The organism is Glutamicibacter sp. NPDC088483, assembly GCF_044753145.1.
Classification (GTDB): domain Bacteria; phylum Actinomycetota; class Actinomycetes; order Actinomycetales; family Micrococcaceae; genus Glutamicibacter.
Genome location: NZ_JBIVMP010000001.1, coordinates 306,863 through 323,296, shown reverse-complemented (window position 1 = coordinate 323,296; position 16,434 = coordinate 306,863). Strand labels below are relative to the sequence as shown.

Here is a 16,434-nt window from a genome sequence, read left to right as displayed (position 1 = left end):
TCCTAGTTGGGCGTGGGGAAGTTCTTGAATGCGCTTAGCCGGCTGGCGGTAGTTCAAGTACCGTTCCAACTCGCAGCAGGTCCGGGTCGGTGCCGATGGACTTCTTGTTGCGTTGATAGATCTTTGGCCAATAGGCAGAAATTTCTTCCACGGTGGCCTGGGCACCTAGATGTTCTGCCGCTATGGTCCACAGATTCTGCCCTTCAGCGACGACAACTTCTGTGCGTTGCACCGAACGTTGGCCTGGATTCCTGGCCCCGGGGGATACCAGTGGGCTCAGGGGAACGCTCATGGATTCGGGGAACCATTGCGGGCTCGGTACGGAGTTTTGCTGCGGGCCTGCATAGCTGGCTAGTTCTTGGCTGGCGTTTTCCGCCGGGACCTGTGCCAGGGAAACTGCCAGTGGTTCACCCGCGTAGGCTGCAGCGACTGAAGAGAGGGCAATCGAGGTTCCAAGCATTGAGCCTAGAATTCTCCTGCTCAGTGCGGGGGCTATTCGTTCGAAGAACCGCGCTAGCTTCGGCTTGCGGTGGGTGAAGGCCCAGCGGATCATCTGGGCCAAGGCCACGCGCAGCAAGTACAGCGTAAGTAACGCCAGGAACGAAAGGCTGACGAGAAGCCTTATGTGGTCCGCTGTGGCGAGCCCATCGACTGGGGACCGGAAGTAATCAGATATCCACTGGATGCCCACATAGATAATGACCAATGACGCTGCCGAAAAGAGCAGCAGCACGAATATTTGCCGTTGGCGAGACACCCGAATCACTTCCTTGAATGAATTTTGATGTCATTTGATGTTGTTTGATGTTAATAGTGACACTTAGAGATCGTTTTGTGAATAGGGTTACGTAACAATGTTTATTCTCGTACAGTGGGCGCATGCGGTGGGATTCACTCTTCGACGACTTGGAGGCTCAGCTAGCAGAACAGAGCCGGGCGCAGCTGCGTGAAGAAATTGCCGAAAACATCAGGGTTGAACGGGCAACTGCCGAACTGCTGCCTACTCTGATGCGGTTCTACGGACACGAATTGAGCCTCCGGCTGGCCGGGGGAACCGAACTCCGCGCGAAGCTCGGCCCTTGCGCGACCGATTACATCTGCCTGGAAACAGAGCAGGCCCAATGGGTGATCCGCAGTGGAGCGATTGAATCCTTTGCCCTTCCGCCGAGGCGCGCACCTGCGGTGGAACGGCGGGCGCCGGGCCGCTCGGTGAAGTTTTCCTCGGTTCTGCGGGGATTGCTCCGGGACCGCGCACGATGCCATGTTTTTGGCCGTGCGGGCAGCTCCATGGCTGAAGGAACTCTGACTCAGGTAGCCAAGGATTTTTTGATTATTCTGGTGCATCCTCGCGATGAATTCGCCAGAGCCCAGCAGGCCTCAACGCAACTGCTGATTCCACTGGATGCTATCGGATGGGTCGAAGCGATCACTCTTTCGTGATCCACAAGTGCACGCAAGGTCTTTCCAGCAGGACCAAGTTGTCGTAGGCTCACCATCCATAAGCACCTATGCTGGCGGAAGGTCAAAGCCTTGATCACAGAACAGATCGCCCAGGACGCGCGGACAACCTCGGCCTCGCGTGTGCGACGGCCTAGTTGGAAGGACCCACGCCTGGCTCTCGGCGCGGTGCTCGTAGTGGCTTCGGTCGCGGGAACCGTGTACCTGGTCGGCGAATTGCATCAGACGTCCACGGTGTATGTCGCCAGCACCAATATCACCCTCGGAGAAAAGCTGACCAGCGAGAACATGAAAACTCAAGAAGTCCAGCTTGGCGAAACTCTCGAGAACTACGTGCACACAGATGCGCAGCTCGGCCAGGACGCCCGAGCGAACACCTTTATCAGCGAAGGGCAGCTGATTCCAGTCACCTCGATAATGCACAGTGAAGTGGGATCGCGCAGGCCGGTCAATGTCGATCTTCCGGCAGACCTTTCTTCGTCGATTACCCCCGGTAGCTTCGTTGACGTATGGATTGCCAAACGCGAAACCAGCGGCAGCACCTACGGAGTCCCGGAAAAGCTCTCCTCCATGGTCGAAGTCGCCGCACGCGTTGAAAGCGGCGGGGGACTGGTGGGAACCCAAGGCACCAACCTGGAACTGCTGGTGGAACCGAATCAGCTTGAACCGCTGCTTCAAGCGCTGGCCAACGAATCGAGAATTATCGTCGTCTACAACCCGGCCGGGACCGAACAATGAGTATTTCGGTCGTAGTGCTCGGCGACCAGGAGAAAATCGTCCGGCAAATCGAAGGGTACCGCGGGGAACTGATGGTCACCCGCGTCTGCTCCGGCATAGCCGAAGCCATTGCCGCTTGCGATACCGGAATGGCTGATGTGCTGATCGTTGCCGACGCCCAGCTGGTGCCGCCCATGGAACAACTTGATGCGTTGCTGATGCGCCAGACAGCGGTTGTCCTGTTCTTTGACCGGCCCGAAGACTGGAAGCCATTGCCTGATGTCCTTCATCTGCCTGCGGATTCCGGCATGGCCGAGCTGGAAGGACGCATCAGGGGCGTAGTTCAGTCATTGAATCATTCTGGAACCGACGGAACGCTCGCGGTTCCCGAACCGGAGGACGACTCTACGGGCCGGAACGGAAGAATCGTCAGCTTCTGGAGCGCCCCTGGATCTCCCGGGCGCAGTACCGTCGCGCTGAATTATGCGGTGGAAACGGCGGCAGCAGGAAAAACCGTGGTGCTTCTGGACGCAGATACCTACGCCGCCAGCATCGCCATTCAATTGGGGCTCATGGACGAATCGGCATCCATCGCGCAGTTGTGCCGTGCCATCGACGCCGGCTCGTTGGATGTTGCCCGACTCAACGCTGCATGTTCCTTGGTCCAGGTCGGGGAGGCGACCATGCGCGTGGCGACCGGAATCCCGCGTGCTAGCCGGTGGCCCGAGGTCCGGGCCTCGGCGCTGCGGCGAGCGGCCATGCTGCTCAAAGTTCACTACGACCTGGTCGTATTGGATTTGGCTCCGTACATTGAATTGGACGAACAGCTCAGTTTCGATACCCAAGCACCACAGCGAAACGCTGTCACCGTCGAGATGCTCCAGTGCTCCGATGAGCTTTTCATGATCGTGCGTGCCGACAGCTTGGGAATTCCGCGTGCACTTCGCGCCATCGACGAATTGGAGGATGCACTGCCCGGGCTGAATCCTAAAATCGTCTTCAACCGCGTGGGAGCCAGCAGTACCGGGCGCAGCCCGAAGCGCAGGTTGATTGAAGCGTGGGACCGGTTTGGGCCGACGCACCAAATCGCAGGGTATCTGCCCGAGGACAGCGCCGCGTGCAACGCGGCAGTGCTGGGAGGAAGCCCATTGCTCGAAATCGCACCTCGGTGCCTATTGCGTATGGAAATACGGTCTTTGGCCGGCATAAATTCCACGGATTCACCCAAGAAATGGAATAGTCGTCGATTTCGCTCCGAAGCTTGAACCCCAGAGGTGAAAACCGAGTAATGTGGGTAAAACTAGAGATCCGCAAAGGCGCGGGTTGATCGAACTTTGTTCTTGGAGGCGTTCTTTTGAACTCGTCGGAATCCAGCATGTCAGAATCATTCATGGATGAGACACTCACCTCGAAATTGGTGAGCGAGTACTATGGCCAAATTGCGACCGAAGACGTGGCGGCCTACCGGCCAGACGAACTCGAAGCTCGCGTGGCAGCACATCTGGAAATCGGGTATCAGCGTGATGCTGAAAACGCTAATGTCGCCATTACCCGCAACAACGGAATTTCAGTGGTCCACATCGTCACCGATGACATGCCATTCCTTGTTGATTCGGTAACTGCCGCACTAGTGCAGCTGAATTCACCAATTCAGCTGGTAGTGCATCCGACGTTCGTTGTCTCCCGCAAGACCGAGACCGGCGAAATTTCAAAGATCAGCCATGCTGGTCTGCAGCATGTTGCCAGCGGTGACACCGCTGCGCTCTCGGATTTGAGCACCCTGATTTCGGCCGGTGCAGAAACCCGCGTCGAATCGTGGATTTCAGTCGAGCTCGCTCGCGAGCTCAGCGATGAGCAGGCCAAGGAATTTGTTGAGCGCCTCTATAGCGTTCTGGCAGATGTGCGTGTTGCAGTGAAGGACTGGCCGGCCATGCTGGACCGGGCCAAGGATATTGCGCAGAGCCTTCCGCAGACTCCGAAGGCTGAGGAAATCGCCGAGGTGCAGCAGGCATCGGAGCTGCTGGACTGGTTAGCTGACGGAAAGTTCACGTTCCTGGGCTACCGCGACTACTCGCTGGAAACCATCAACGGCGAAGACGTCCTGGTCGCCCGCCCAGGCAGCGGCTTGGGACTGATGCGCGATCTGGCGGACCAAGGTCCACAGCACCTGACCAAGCGCGGCCGCATCACCGCTCGCGACAAGCGTGCGCTGATCGTGACCAAGGCGAACTCCCGTTCCACCGTTCACCGTGGCGTGTACCTGGACTATGTCGGAGTCAAGAGCTTCGATGCCAATGGCGAAGTCAACGGCGAACGCCGTTTCATCGGCCTCTTCTCCTCCAGTGTTTACACCTCGAGCGTGAAGACCGTCCCGCTGGTACGCGAAAAGGTTGAAGCGGTGCTGAAGCGCACCGGCTTCGCGCCTGATTCCCACTCGGGCAAGGACATCACCACTATTCTGGAAAGCTACCCACGCGATGAGATGTTCCAGATCTCCGTCGACGAGTTGACCAAGATTGCCCTCGGTATCCTGCGCCTGCAGGAACGCCGCCGCACCTCGGTCTTCCTTCGCAAGGACGACTACGGCCGCTTCGTCACTGCCATGGTGTTCCTGCCACGTGATCGTTTCTCCACCGCAGTGCGCCTGCGGGTGGAGCAGGAGCTGCAGCGCAGCTTCAACGCAGAATCCGTTGAATATGAAGCGCAGCTGGGTGCGGGCGCGCTCGTTCGCTTGTTCTACCGGCTGCGCCTGCAACGCCACGGACTGGCCCCCGTGGTTGACCGCAAGGCACTGGAGAATCGTATTGCCAAGGCCGTGCGCTCCTGGTCTGACGCCATCGTTGACACCGCCCGCGCGCGTCTGGAACTGGGCGATGCCAACACGCTGTCCAACGCTTGGGCCGAAGCTTTCCCGGCTTCCTACAAGGTGCAGTTCGAAATCGAAGATGCGCTGAAGGATATTGACCTGCTCACCGAGTTGAGCAGTCCAGAAGTCGATGGCCCGGTTGTCTCCTTCTACGATGACGAGAAGCAGGATGAGGATTCTGCTGTTTCCAAGCGCATGAAGATCTATGTGACCAAGCCGCTGCTGCTCTCGCGCATACTGCCAGTTCTGCAGCATCTGGGTCTGGAAGTCGTCGATGAACGCCCCTACGAGCTGAATCCAGAAGGAATCGGCGAACGCTACATCTACGACATGGGCCTGAAGATCGATGAGGAGATCAACTTCCAGGCCGTGGAAGCCAAACTGGCTGAGGCCTACTGCGCAGTGGTCCGCAACCTCGCCGAATCCGACAGCCTTAACGCACTGGTGCTGCACGAGGGACTCACGTGGGAGGAAGTCTCGATGCTTCGTGCCTACGCCCACTACCTGCTGCAGCTCGGGGTTCCGAACTCCACTGGCTTCATCGCCAGCACCCTGGTTGGCAACCCGTCAGTCACCCACGCCATTGTGGAGCTGTTCCAGGCCACCTTCGACCCGCAGCTGAGCTCCGTGGCTTCGGAAGCTGCTCGGCAGAAGGCGCACGCAAAGGTCGCCGAAGCGTTGGAATCCGTGCCAACGTTGGATGCCGACACCTTGCTGCGCCGTTTCGTGAAGGTGATCGAAGCGACCAAACGCACCAACTACTTCACCACTTACCAGGCACTGGCATTCAAGCTGGCCCCGGAAGAGATCGATTTCGCGCCATTCCCGCGTCCGAAGCACGAACTGTGGGTCTACTCGCCGCGGGTTGAGGGTACCCACTTCCGCTTCGGCGCCGTGGCCCGCGGTGGCCTGCGCTGGTCCGATCGCCGAGAAGATTTCCGTACGGAAGTGCTGGGTCTGGTCAAGGCCCAGATGGTCAAGAACTCCGTCATCGTGCCAACTGGTGCCAAGGGCGGTTTCTACGCCAAGCAGCTTCCCAATCCAGCTCTCGACCGCGGTGCATGGATGGAAGAAGGCAAGGGCGCGTACAAGGTCTTCATCCGCACCCTGCTGGAGCTGACCGACAACATGGTTACCGACGAAAACGGTGAGCACATCGAAGCCCCTGCCAACGTGGTTCGTCGCGATGGCGATGATTCCTACCTGGTGGTCGCTGCCGACAAGGGCACCGCGAGCTTCTCCGATATCGCCAACTCGATCTCGGCCGACAAGGGCCACTGGCTGGGCGATGCCTTTGCTTCGGGCGGCTCGGTGGGCTACGACCACAAGGGCATGGGCATCACCGCACGCGGCGCCTGGGAATCGGTGAAGCGCCACTTCTTCGAGTTGGGCATCGACACCCAGAAGGACGAATTCACCGCCGTCGGCGTGGGCGATATGTCCGGAGACGTGTTCGGCAACGGTTTGCGCCGTACCCCCACCGTGAAGCTGGTGGCGGCCTTCGACCACCGTGATATCTTCCTGGATCCGAACCCGAATCCCCAGGTCGCCTTTGACGAGCGCCAGCGCCTGTATGATCTGCCACGCTCCAGCTGGGCAGACTACAACAAGGAGCTGCTCTCGGCCGGAGGCGGCGTGTACTCGCGCAGCCTCAAGTCCGTGCCGGTTAGCGCCGAGGTCCGCGAGGTCCTGGGCTTGGACGCCGGCACCACCAAGCTGAGCCCTAACGAACTGCTCAAGGCCATCCTCTCAGCGCCAGTGGACCTGCTCTACAACGGCGGTATTGGTACCTACGTGAAGTCAGCGGCTGAAACCCACGGCCAGGTCGGCGACCGAGCCAACGACGCCATCCGCGTCGACGGCGCAGATCTGCGCGTGAAAGTTGTTGGCGAAGGCGGCAACTTGGGCATGACCCAGCTGGGCCGTATTGAGGCAGCCCGCAAGGGCGTCCTGCTGAACACCGATGCCATTGACAACTCTGCTGGCGTGGACACTTCTGACCGCGAAGTGAACATCAAGATCTTCGTGGACCGCCAGATCAAGGCGGGCAATCTCACCGAGGCTGAACGCACGGAGTTCCTGCTCTCGATGACCGATAACATCGGTGATCTGGTGCTGACGACCAACTTCGAACAGAACGTGTTGCTGCTCAATGAGAAGCATGCGGCACTGACCTGGACACCAGCGTACGAGCGCCTGATGCAGTGGCTGGAAGCCCATGCTGACTTGAACCGTGGCTTGGAGTTCTTGCCAAACGCGGATCAGCTGGAAGAGCGCCGCGCCGCTGGCGAGGCGATGACCACCCCAGAGCTCTCGGTGCTGGCCGCATACGCGAAGATCCAGCTGGCGAACGCGCTGACCGAATCCGATCTCGCCGATGATCCGTACTTCACCCGGACCCTGCGCCGCTACTTCCCAACCAAGTTGGTAGAGCGTTTCGGGGATCAGCTCGAAAGCCATCCGTTGCGCCGAGAAATCATCGCGACCGTGATCGCCAACGACATCGTGAACATGGGCGGCATCACCTACGTCTTCCGTGCCATGGAAGAAACCAGTGCCAGCGAAGTCCAGATTGCCAAGGTCTTCTGCGCGCTGCGTGAGATCTACGGATTCGACCGCCAGTTCGATGCGATCAATGCACAGCCTGCCGGAACCGATCTGGAACACTGGGGCCGCCAGCACCACGACATGCGCCGCCTGCTGGACCGTGCCACCCGCTGGTTCATCAACCGCGTCGATCAGGAACTGCTGGTCACCGAAGCGGTCAAACGCTACGAAGCGACGGTTACCGAACTGCGTGAGGCCCTGCCAACCTTGGTTCGGGGCACTGACCTCCAGAGATTCCAGGAGTGGCGTGAAGAGGCCATGGACCAGGGGATCCCGGAGCGTCGTGCCAGCATGTGGGCGACTCAGTTCGAATCCTACGCGCTGCTGGACGTGGCAGAATATGTGCACCGCACCGGGACCGCTCCGGTCAAGGTCGCAGAAACCTACTACGTGCTCTACGACTTGTTCGATGTGGACAGCCTGCTGAATCGCATCACCAACCTTCCTCGCTCGGATCGTTGGCAGGCGCTGGCTCGTGCCGCAATGCGCGATGACCTGTACACCACGATCATCGACCTGACCGGCAACATCCTGGATGCCCACGGCGATATTGCTGACCCGGCAGAGCGTGTTGCTGCATGGGAAGAGGCAAACGCGGCTAACCTTGATCGTGCGAAGACTATGTTCGCGGAAGTGAACAGCCTGGAACGAGACGACATGGCTTCACTTTCCGTGGCACTTCGCCTCTTGCGTTCCATCGTCCGAAGGTAAATACCGCCAATGGCCCTCATCACCGAAGAATTACGTCAACGTGCTGCACTAGCGCCCGGTGATGAGGATTGGCTCCACCTCCTGGTGGGGGACTGGCAACTGGTCTCGGATCTAGCATTCGCAGACCTGGTGCTCTGGTTCCCCACCGGGGACGGTTCCTATACGGCTTTGGCACACGTGCGCCCTTCCACCTCGCATACCGCCTTCCATAGCGACTTCGTGGGAGAACGGATCCGCAAGGATCTGCGCATTATGGTGGACCGCGCTTGGGAAACCAAGCAAGTGCAACGCTCGGCCGAACAAGCCGGCAAAGATATCATCATGGGGTTGACCACGGTGCAGGCGATTCCGCTAGTGCGCCAGAACCAACCGGTTGCGGTCATCACTTCCCATTTCGATCCGAACCAGTCCCGCACACCCAGCAATCTGGAATTGGTCTACCGGCAAAGCGCTGATGACCTGTTGCAGATGGGTACCCAAGGGCTGTGGCCGGACTTCGCCAGCCCTACCGGCTCCCGCCGTGGCGCGCCGCGCGTCGGTGATGGTTTCATCCGGCTCAACGTTGATGGAGCCGTCGAATTCGCCAGCCCGAACGCTGTTTCAGCTTTCCGCCGATTAGGCGCAGCTGATGTCCTCCAGGGCCAGCCACTGGCTGATCTGACGATGGCACTGGTCAGCGACCGTCGTGTAGTCGACGAAACTCTTCCGCTGGTGCTCCAGGGCAAGATGCCATGGCGTACCGAGGTGGAACATCGCGGAGTCACCCTCTCCCTGCGTGCCATTCCGCTGCGCAACGAATCAAAGCGCTGGGGCGCACTGGTGCTGTGCCGCGATGTGTCCGAACTGCGCCGTCGCGAAAAAGAACTGGTCACCAAGGACGCTACGATCCGTGAAATCCATCATCGCGTGAAGAACAACTTGCAGACTGTCGCGGCGCTGTTGCGCATGCAATCGCGCAGGATGAGCTCAGAGGACGGCAAGCAGGGCCTGGAGCAGGCAATGCGACGAGTCTCCACTATCGCTTCGGTCCACGACTTCCTGTCCAAGGGCCTGAACGAAACCGTCAAATTTGATGATCTGATGGATCGCCAGTTCCGTCTGATCGTGGAAATCGCTTCTCCGGAGCAAAGGGTATCCACGCGTCGTGAAGGCGAATTCGGCATGCTTGACGCTGATTTGGCGACACCGTTGTCACTGGTGATCAATGAGCTGGTGACTAATGCCGTGGAACATGGACTAGCGCATCGCAACGGTGAAGTCGCGCTGGTTGCCGAACGCTACAAGGGTGCCGATAGCAAGGATTGGCTCCGGGTTGTCATTGAAGATGACGGCCACGGGTTGCCAGAAGAGCCACGCCGCGAGGGACTTGGGCTGCAAATTGTCCGCACTCTGGTTACCAGCGAACTATCGGGTGAAATCCGTTGGGTACAGAGCGAGAAGGGCGGGACCAAGGTGGTAATCGACATGCCATTGGATCTTGACCACCGTACAGGCTAGGAGCAGCCTGATCAGCTGCAACAAAAAAAGAGGCGCTTCCAACACACCGTGTTGGAAGCGCCTCTCCTTTTGGCTATTTAGCGGTAATTCTTCATGTGAGCCTTGATGCTGGCTACATAATGCTTGGTGTCTTCGTACATGCCGTTGTTACGAACACCGGCCAGACCCTGGTAGTACGATGCGATTGCGTTGTCCAGGTTGTCGGTGTTGTCCAAATTGTAGGCAATTACTGCGACACCAGCGACAACGTTATCCCGTGGGTTCAGGACGTTCAGGTCCTGGCCAATGACCGATGCGATCCAGTCACCGGTGCTTGGCAGTACCTGCATGGCGCCAACGGCGTTAGCAGGGGAGACCGCACGCATGTTGAAGCCAGACTCCTGGTACGCGTGAGCCAACGCCAGAGCCGGGTCAACGCCCATGCTCTTTGCAGTGGAACGGATGAGGTCCTGCATCTCGCCGCGGCTCGGGACGCTGATCGAGTCAAGGTAGTCCTTGTTCGAGTTAGCATCTCGCACAACGTGATCTGCGTAGGTACGACCAGCGAAGCTATTGCCGATCTTCTGCTTCTTGACCTGACCCGACGGTGCAACCGAGGAGCCCGAAACCTTCAGCTTGGCGCCGATCTTCAATGGCGTGCTCGAGCTGTACTCGGGGTTCAAGTCCAGCAAGGTGGCCAGCTTCATGTCGTGGCTGGTCGCGATGCCACTGAGAGTATCGCCGGACTTCACGGAGTAGGTCGACGTCTTGGCCTTGGCCTTGGCCTTGGGCGCAGCAGTGCTCTTCGGCGAGGAGCTCGAAGACGACGTGCCACCCGAGACCTTGATCTTGCTGCCTGGGAAGATCGGCTTGCTGGCAGAGATGTCATTGGTCTTCAACAGATCGGACAAGCTCATGCCGTGCTTGGCCGCAATGCCGCTGAGCGTGTCACCGGACTTGACGGTGTAGCTTGAAGAACCGGAGGAGGAGGACTTCTTCTGGGAGGACTTCGACGAAGAGCCAGAGGACGAAGAACCCTTGACCTTGATCTTGTCGCCAGGGAAGATCACCTTGCTGGCCGAGATATCGTTCTTGCTAAGGAGCGAAGACAAGCTCATATTGTGCTTGATGGCGATGCTTCCGAGGGTGTCACCGTTCTTCACAGTGTAGGTTGAAGAACCCGACGAAGAAGAAGTTTTCTTCGTCTGCGTCGTATTGCTGGAGCTCGACGCCGAACCCTTGACCTTCAGTTTATTGCCGGGGAAGATTACCTTGCTTGCAGAGATGTCATTCTTCTTCAACAGATCAGACAAGCTCATGTCGTGCTTGCTCGCAATGCCGCTGAGGGTGTCACCGTTCTTGACGGTGTAAGTGGCGGTACTTGAAGATGACGAGCTCGAAGACTTGCCCTTGGAGCTGTTCTTCAAAGCATGACCGGAGACCTTGAGTGTCTTGCCGGCGACGATTGAATCATTCTTAAGATTATTGAGCTTCTTCAGCTCTGACACGGTTGTGTCATATTCCCGAGCGATGCTCCATAGGGACGCACCTGCCGGGATCTTGATTTCGGAAACATCTCGTTTAGCTGGCAATCCCAGCGTAGATACTCGCGAAGCGATCAGGTGGGCCTTGATCTGGTCTTCAGCGACCTTGATGGTCTCCGGAGTTACCGACTTGGCAAAGCTTCCTGAGGTGTTGGGAACAGTCATCGGTGCTGCCTGCGCTGCGGGAGCTAAGGCGAGGCTGCCAATGACCGCAGCGGGAATGGCCGCGCCTGCTACAACGCCTAACGCATGCTTGGAAGCATGTTTGGATTCGTGGGGCATGGAGTCAATCCTCATTTATACGGTGAAAATAACGGGCTTTGCTCCGCAGGTAACAGAGGGGAAGTGGTTCCCCATGTTGACTGTGATGCAATTGTTATCAAAGTGATACAAGAAAATTTACACTACTCCTGTGACTCATGGGAACTGCTGAGGTGAGTTTCATCCAAATTTCTGCGCGGATCAGGAATTTGTGGGAACCTTAAGGGGTGAAGGAAACCGTAGATCTCGTCGGCCAGTGGCTGACCCTGCCCGATGTGGCTGAAGAATTAGATGTAGATATTCGCCGCGTGCACCGACTGCTGGATGAGCGTGCCATTGTTTCGTTGAGAATTGGCGCTCGCAATGTCCGTTCGATCCCTGCAGATTTTCTCCAAGACGGAGTAGTGGTGGAAAGCCTGAAGGGCACTCTTTCGGTACTCTTGGATGCCGGCTTCTCCGATGAGGAATCGGTTATTTGGCTGTTCACCGAGGATGAATCGCTGCCCGGCACTCCAATGAATGCTCTGCGCACCGGACGTAAAACTGAAATCCGTCGGCGGGCGCAGGCCATGGGCTGGTAATGGCCCGGACGAACTAGCCTCAGTAATAACAAAAGGTCTCAACCGTATTCCATATCGCATGGATGGTTGAGACCTTTCGTTATGTCTTAGTAACGAATCGCTATTTACTTCTCTTTGTCACTGCATCACTGAGCTGCTGCATTCCCGCTAAGGCGAGGGGCGTGACGTGCAATGCGTTCAGGGCGAGATCTGATTGGGTGGTCAACTCACTAATGCTCTGCTCGGTGGCCGCCAGGGCCCCGCTATCGCGCAGAATACCGCTTAGTCTCAACACTTCTTCTTCGCTGAGATCCACTGCGCCGAGGCGACTCTGAATGAAGTCCTGTTCGTCAGAAGTTGATAGCAAGAGGGCGTGGGCAATCAATTCCGTGCGCTTGCCTTCTTGCAAATCGCCGCCGGTCGGCTTCCCTGTGACTGCTGGATCGCCAAACACGCCCAGAACATCGTCACGTAGCTGGAATGCCTCACCCAGCGGAAGCGCGAATGCGGAGTAGCGCTCCATAAGAGCCTCGCTGGCGTCGGCCAACGCGCCGCCAAGCAAGAAAGGGTTTTCAGTGGAGTATTTGGCTGACTTGAAGCGCACGATAGTGCGAGCTCGCTTGACCGCTTCCTTCGGATCGTAGGCGGGGCCCGCAGACTCTTCTAGAACATCAAGATACTGCCCGGCCATCACCTGGGTGCGCATCTGATTGAAGATGGTACGCGCCCGAGCGTTGAGGGAAGCAATACCTGAGAAAACTTCCTCGCTCAACGACAGGCATAGGTCGCCGGTAAGGATTGCGCTGGCCATGCCGTAGCTCGCTGCGCTCCCCGCAAGCCCAAGTTCTCGGTGCTGGGCCTCGAAGCGCTTGTGAACGCTCGGCTGACCGCGTCGTGTATCGGAATTGTCGATGATGTCGTCATGAATCAGCGCGGCTCCTTGGAAGAGTTCCAAGGCCACCCCGAGTTGGACGATGTCGCGTTCATCGGGCCGACCACCTGCACCGAGGTAACCCCAGAAAGCGAACAGGGCGCGAAGCCGCTTGCCGCCACGGGTCAGTGACGTGATCGCATTGACGATTTCGACGGCGCTGCTAGTAATCTGACCAACTTCAACGCTTTTCGCAGCCAGGAATTCTTCCAATAACTGAGCAACGTCAGAAGTGTAGGTACGGCTCAAGCTCTGGGCTTCAGTGTTGAGGTCCGGCACAGAATCAGGCATCGACATGCAAAATCATTTCTACGGGTAAACAACTAGTGGTTAGCAACAACTCTACCGGTGATTCCCGCCCGGCGAAGAAGGCACCCAAAGTACACGGGGTGCGAACGGAATCCGAATATACATTCGAGTAAGCTGGTGGTGCAGCCGAACGAGGGGAGAGGAATTGAAATGGTGGATCGTGCAATCCTCCATGTCGATATGGACGCCTTCTTTGTTTCAGTGGAACTGCGGGACCGCCCCGACCTAGTAGGCAAGCCAGTTATTGTAGGCCACCGTTCAGGCCGGAGCGTGGTGCTCTCTGCGTCTTATGACTGCCGAGCTCGCGGGATCCATTCGGCGATGCCGATGAGCCAAGCCATCCCGCTGCTACCACAAGCTACCGTGATCGAGCCGAGCCATCACAAGTACTCGCAAGCCTCGGCCCAGATCATGGCGTACTTCCGCACATTGACGCCTCTGGTTGAGCAAGTCAGTGTCGACGAAGCGTTCCTAGACGTTACTGGAAGCATGCGCATGCTTGGCGGGCCAGTGCAGATCGCTCAGCAGATCCGCGAATATATACGCAAAGAAATGGGACTGCCGGCCAGCGTGGGCATTGCAAGGAATAAATTCGTTGCGAAACTCGCTTCGACGTACGCCAAGCCTGACGGCATGGCGGTAGTTGCACCCGAGCGAACCGAAGAATTCCTGCACGAATTACCCGTGTCGAAAATGTGGGGCGTGGGAAAACGAACCGCTAGTCAGCTTCACTCCTTGGGGATTGAGACCGTGGGGCAACTCGCTGGCGAGCCAGAAGCAAGATTGATTAGCCGGTTGGGGGAACACGGCCGCGCCCTTTATTTGCTCTCGCGGGGGATCGATAACCGTCCGGTGGAGGTTAGCCGGGATGAGAAGAGCATTTCATCGGAACATACCTTTGCGGTGGATATCACCGATCCCCAGGTGCTTGAGGGCGAACTTTTGCGGCTGAGCCATAAGGTCGGTCAACGGCTGCGGCGGCACGGCAAATCAGCCAACGGTGTTGGGCTCAAGATCAAGTACAAGGACTTTTCTGGAATTACGCGTTCGAAGGCGCTCGCAGCTGCGACAGATTCTTCAACGAAAATTAGCGAGTCCGCGCTGGCCCTTCTGCGAAAATTGACCCCTATGCCGCAACCGGTCCGGCTGATCGGGGTGAAAGCTGAACGGTTGCAAGATTACGAGTTGGGTCTGCAATTTAGCTTGGACCCCCGCGAAGAGAAAGCCCGAGAAGCGGAACGCATCGCTGACCAGATCGGACAGAGATTCCCGCAGTCCATCGTGACCCCAGCACGTTTTCTGCGCCCCAAGGAATAAACACATTCTGTGTAGAACGTATGGATATCTGGACAGTGGGGAAGATCAACTAGCAGGGCGGGTGCAAAAGAGACTATCCTTGAATTAAGTTCGATCGAATTCAGGGAACTTTTCCCTTCGACCCGACGTTGAACTTGAAGACGGTGGACGACCGTCGAGATTGCCTTTGGAAGGAGAAGACGATGCCGCTATCGGAACACGAGCAGCGTTTGTTGGAGCAGTTGGAAAAGCAGCTGCATGAAGACCGTCGCTTCGCTTCGAGCATGAAAGGCCCATCGGGCACGGGACGTTTGTCGACCCGAAATATTGCTCTGGGTATCTTGCTGGTAATCGTCGGCCTAGCGGGACTCATCTTTGGAATCTCGCAGCACATCATCATCGTAGGCGTTCTCGGATTTGCGGTGATGTTCGCGGGGGTACTGCTTGCCCTGACTAAATCGGCTACTGGAAAAATTGGTCCGTCCAACGGAACGGGATCAAAATCTGCAGCCAAGAACAATTCGCAATTCCTTTCCGGCCTGGAAGAAAAATGGAACCAGCGAAAGCGTGATCAGTCCGATAGCTGATCTGCATTGATATTGAGGTGTGACCCCTAGGGTTGCACCTCTTTTCTTGTTTAAGCCCCGCTTCTCACGTCCCTACGGTCACCGTGCACCTCATGCCGGGGCGCATGGGTTTCGTTCAATTCGGGAAGTTGGATGTCCTGGATATTCGGTGCGCCTATCTGAGGGCCGCGCGACTTTGCAAGTGATCTTGAATTCTCTGCAGATTCCAAGGTTCACGTTCACCTCGCCGGTCAGGCAGGCCCCCACTTCCCTCCCCAGGTTCCTCCACTTCCCACCACCGCGCCTAAAAATAGCTATATTCCGCGGATTTTGCGTGTGGAATCTCTGAAAAATACTGGATCATGCAGCGGGACGATTCCCATCCCTCCACCTGAACATAGGCTGAGCATCCGCTAGATTCAGGTGTTTTTTAAGTCCAGACCCTCGCGAAACCACTGAAATTGCATTGACAGTGGAGGGTTGTGGAGTAAAGTGGAGGCAAGTAGAGGAGAATGGGGCTTCTGGCCACTTCACGGGAAAGGTGGTGTGCATGTTCCTTGGAACTTACACACCGCGTCTTGATGAAAAAGGTCGGTTGATTCTTCCAGCTAAATATCGAGATGAGCTGTCCTATGGGCTGGTTCTCACTCGCGGCCAAGAGCGTTGCATATACGTTTTCAGCCAGCGGGAATTTGAGAAGCAGCACGAACAGCTGGCGCAGGCATCCTTGACCTCCCGACGAGCGCGCGACTATGCGCGTGTGTTCCTCTCAGGGGCCTCGGATGAAGTTCCAGATAAGCAGGGGCGCGTAACGATTCCGCAAGTGCTGCGCACTTATGGAGGCCTTGATCGGGAGGTCACAGTTATCGGTGCGGGTAACCGTATTGAAATCTGGGATTCGACCGCATGGCAGCAGTACTTGGATGAACAAGAAGACGTGTTCTCCGATACTGACGAAGATTAGGGCCTTGTGCCCTACACCGACAAAACACCACGTTTGTTGAGATGAGATCTCCAGCCACCTTGGGGTAGAAAATCGTCTGGCTTCACTTCCCCGGAGCCAGAAGGTTGGATCGCCACTTGGTTGGAGGGGGATCTGATCTCAACAGCAGATCGAAAGCGAAAGGGGGCG

Annotated in this window: 12 protein-coding genes; 9 read left to right on the top strand and 3 right to left on the bottom strand. The window is 57.4% G+C overall.

The window, feature by feature from the left end; all coding sequences use genetic code 11:
• Window positions 1-34: 34 nt before the first annotated feature.
• Window positions 35-757, bottom strand: coding sequence for a hypothetical protein (locus tag ACIP6G_RS01535; protein ID WP_146112239.1), 723 nt, complete (start codon window positions 755-757; stop codon window positions 35-37).
• A 122-nt stretch (window positions 758-879) separates the two neighbouring features.
• Here ACIP6G_RS01535 and ACIP6G_RS01530 point away from each other — a divergent pair, with 122 nt between their 5' ends.
• From ACIP6G_RS01530 to ACIP6G_RS01510, 5 genes are all read left to right on the top strand, one after another.
• Complete coding sequence (locus ACIP6G_RS01530; protein WP_400288292.1) at window positions 880-1,440, top strand: hypothetical protein; 561 nt, start codon at window positions 880-882, stop codon at window positions 1,438-1,440.
• Window positions 1,441-1,530: 90 nt separating this feature from the next.
• Complete coding sequence (locus tag ACIP6G_RS01525; RefSeq protein ID WP_400288290.1) at window positions 1,531-2,196, top strand: hypothetical protein; 666 nt, start codon at window positions 1,531-1,533, stop codon at window positions 2,194-2,196.
• A complete protein-coding gene (locus ACIP6G_RS01520; protein ID WP_332594667.1) occupies window positions 2,193-3,440 on the top strand; it encodes a chromosome partitioning protein in 1,248 nt (415 codons plus the stop codon). The genes ACIP6G_RS01525 and ACIP6G_RS01520 overlap by 4 nt, the downstream gene beginning before the upstream one ends.
• A gap of 125 nt (window positions 3,441-3,565) precedes the next feature.
• Entirely contained in the window at window positions 3,566-8,359 is a 4,794-nt protein-coding gene (locus tag ACIP6G_RS01515; protein WP_400288288.1) for an NAD-glutamate dehydrogenase, read from the top strand.
• Between the two features lie 9 nt (window positions 8,360-8,368).
• On the top strand, window positions 8,369-9,856 hold the full coding sequence (locus ACIP6G_RS01510; RefSeq protein ID WP_105656813.1) for a sensor histidine kinase: 1,488 nt from the start codon (window positions 8,369-8,371) through the stop codon (window positions 9,854-9,856).
• 77 nt (window positions 9,857-9,933) lie between these two features.
• Here ACIP6G_RS01510 and ACIP6G_RS01505 read toward each other — a convergent pair whose 3' ends face one another.
• Complete coding sequence (locus ACIP6G_RS01505; protein WP_400288287.1) at window positions 9,934-11,661, bottom strand: LysM peptidoglycan-binding domain-containing protein; 1,728 nt, start codon at window positions 11,659-11,661, stop codon at window positions 9,934-9,936.
• A 206-nt stretch (window positions 11,662-11,867) separates the two neighbouring features.
• Here ACIP6G_RS01505 and ACIP6G_RS01500 point away from each other — a divergent pair, with 206 nt between their 5' ends.
• On the top strand, window positions 11,868-12,221 hold the full coding sequence (locus ACIP6G_RS01500; RefSeq protein ID WP_105656811.1) for an Rv2175c family DNA-binding protein: 354 nt from the start codon (window positions 11,868-11,870) through the stop codon (window positions 12,219-12,221).
• Window positions 12,222-12,321: 100 nt separating this feature from the next.
• Here ACIP6G_RS01500 and ACIP6G_RS01495 read toward each other — a convergent pair whose 3' ends face one another.
• Window positions 12,322-13,428, bottom strand: a complete 1,107-nt coding sequence (locus ACIP6G_RS01495; RefSeq protein ID WP_400288285.1) for a polyprenyl synthetase family protein — start codon at window positions 13,426-13,428, stop codon at window positions 12,322-12,324.
• 162 nt (window positions 13,429-13,590) lie between these two features.
• Here ACIP6G_RS01495 and dinB point away from each other — a divergent pair, with 162 nt between their 5' ends.
• The 3 genes from dinB to mraZ all read left to right on the top strand — a co-directional run bounded on the left by dinB (window position 13,591) and on the right by mraZ (window position 16,266).
• On the top strand, window positions 13,591-14,757 hold the full coding sequence (gene dinB / locus ACIP6G_RS01490) for a DNA polymerase IV (RefSeq protein WP_400288283.1): 1,167 nt from the start codon (window positions 13,591-13,593) through the stop codon (window positions 14,755-14,757).
• A 182-nt stretch (window positions 14,758-14,939) separates the two neighbouring features.
• Window positions 14,940-15,323 (top strand): DUF3040 domain-containing protein, encoded by a 384-nt coding sequence (locus ACIP6G_RS01485; RefSeq protein ID WP_105656808.1) that lies wholly within the window; start codon window positions 14,940-14,942, stop codon window positions 15,321-15,323.
• A gap of 529 nt (window positions 15,324-15,852) precedes the next feature.
• Window positions 15,853-16,266: a division/cell wall cluster transcriptional repressor MraZ gene (mraZ, locus tag ACIP6G_RS01480; protein ID WP_038990697.1), complete on the top strand. Its 414-nt coding sequence runs from the start codon at window positions 15,853-15,855 to the stop codon at window positions 16,264-16,266.
• Window positions 16,267-16,434 lie beyond the last annotated feature (168 nt).

Bases quoted from the DNA above. Each gene is read 5' to 3' on its own strand.
- ACIP6G_RS01510 (WP_105656813.1), top strand. From the start codon at position 8,369: ATGGCCCTCATCACCGAAGAATTACGTCAACGTGCTGCACTAGCGCCC.
- ACIP6G_RS01485 (WP_105656808.1), top strand. From the start codon at position 14,940: ATGCCGCTATCGGAACACGAGCAGCGTTTGTTGGAGCAGTTGGAAAAG.
- ACIP6G_RS01505 (WP_400288287.1), bottom strand. From the start codon at position 11,661: ATGCCCCACGAATCCAAACATGCTTCCAAGCATGCGTTAGGCGTTGTA.
- dinB (WP_400288283.1), top strand. From the start codon at position 13,591: ATGGTGGATCGTGCAATCCTCCATGTCGATATGGACGCCTTCTTTGTT.
- ACIP6G_RS01520 (WP_332594667.1), top strand. From the start codon at position 2,193: ATGAGTATTTCGGTCGTAGTGCTCGGCGACCAGGAGAAAATCGTCCGG.
- mraZ (WP_038990697.1), top strand. From the start codon at position 15,853: ATGTTCCTTGGAACTTACACACCGCGTCTTGATGAAAAAGGTCGGTTG.
- ACIP6G_RS01495 (WP_400288285.1), bottom strand. From the start codon at position 13,428: ATGTCGATGCCTGATTCTGTGCCGGACCTCAACACTGAAGCCCAGAGC.
- ACIP6G_RS01515 (WP_400288288.1), top strand. From the start codon at position 3,566: ATGGATGAGACACTCACCTCGAAATTGGTGAGCGAGTACTATGGCCAA.
- ACIP6G_RS01530 (WP_400288292.1), top strand. From the start codon at position 880: ATGCGGTGGGATTCACTCTTCGACGACTTGGAGGCTCAGCTAGCAGAA.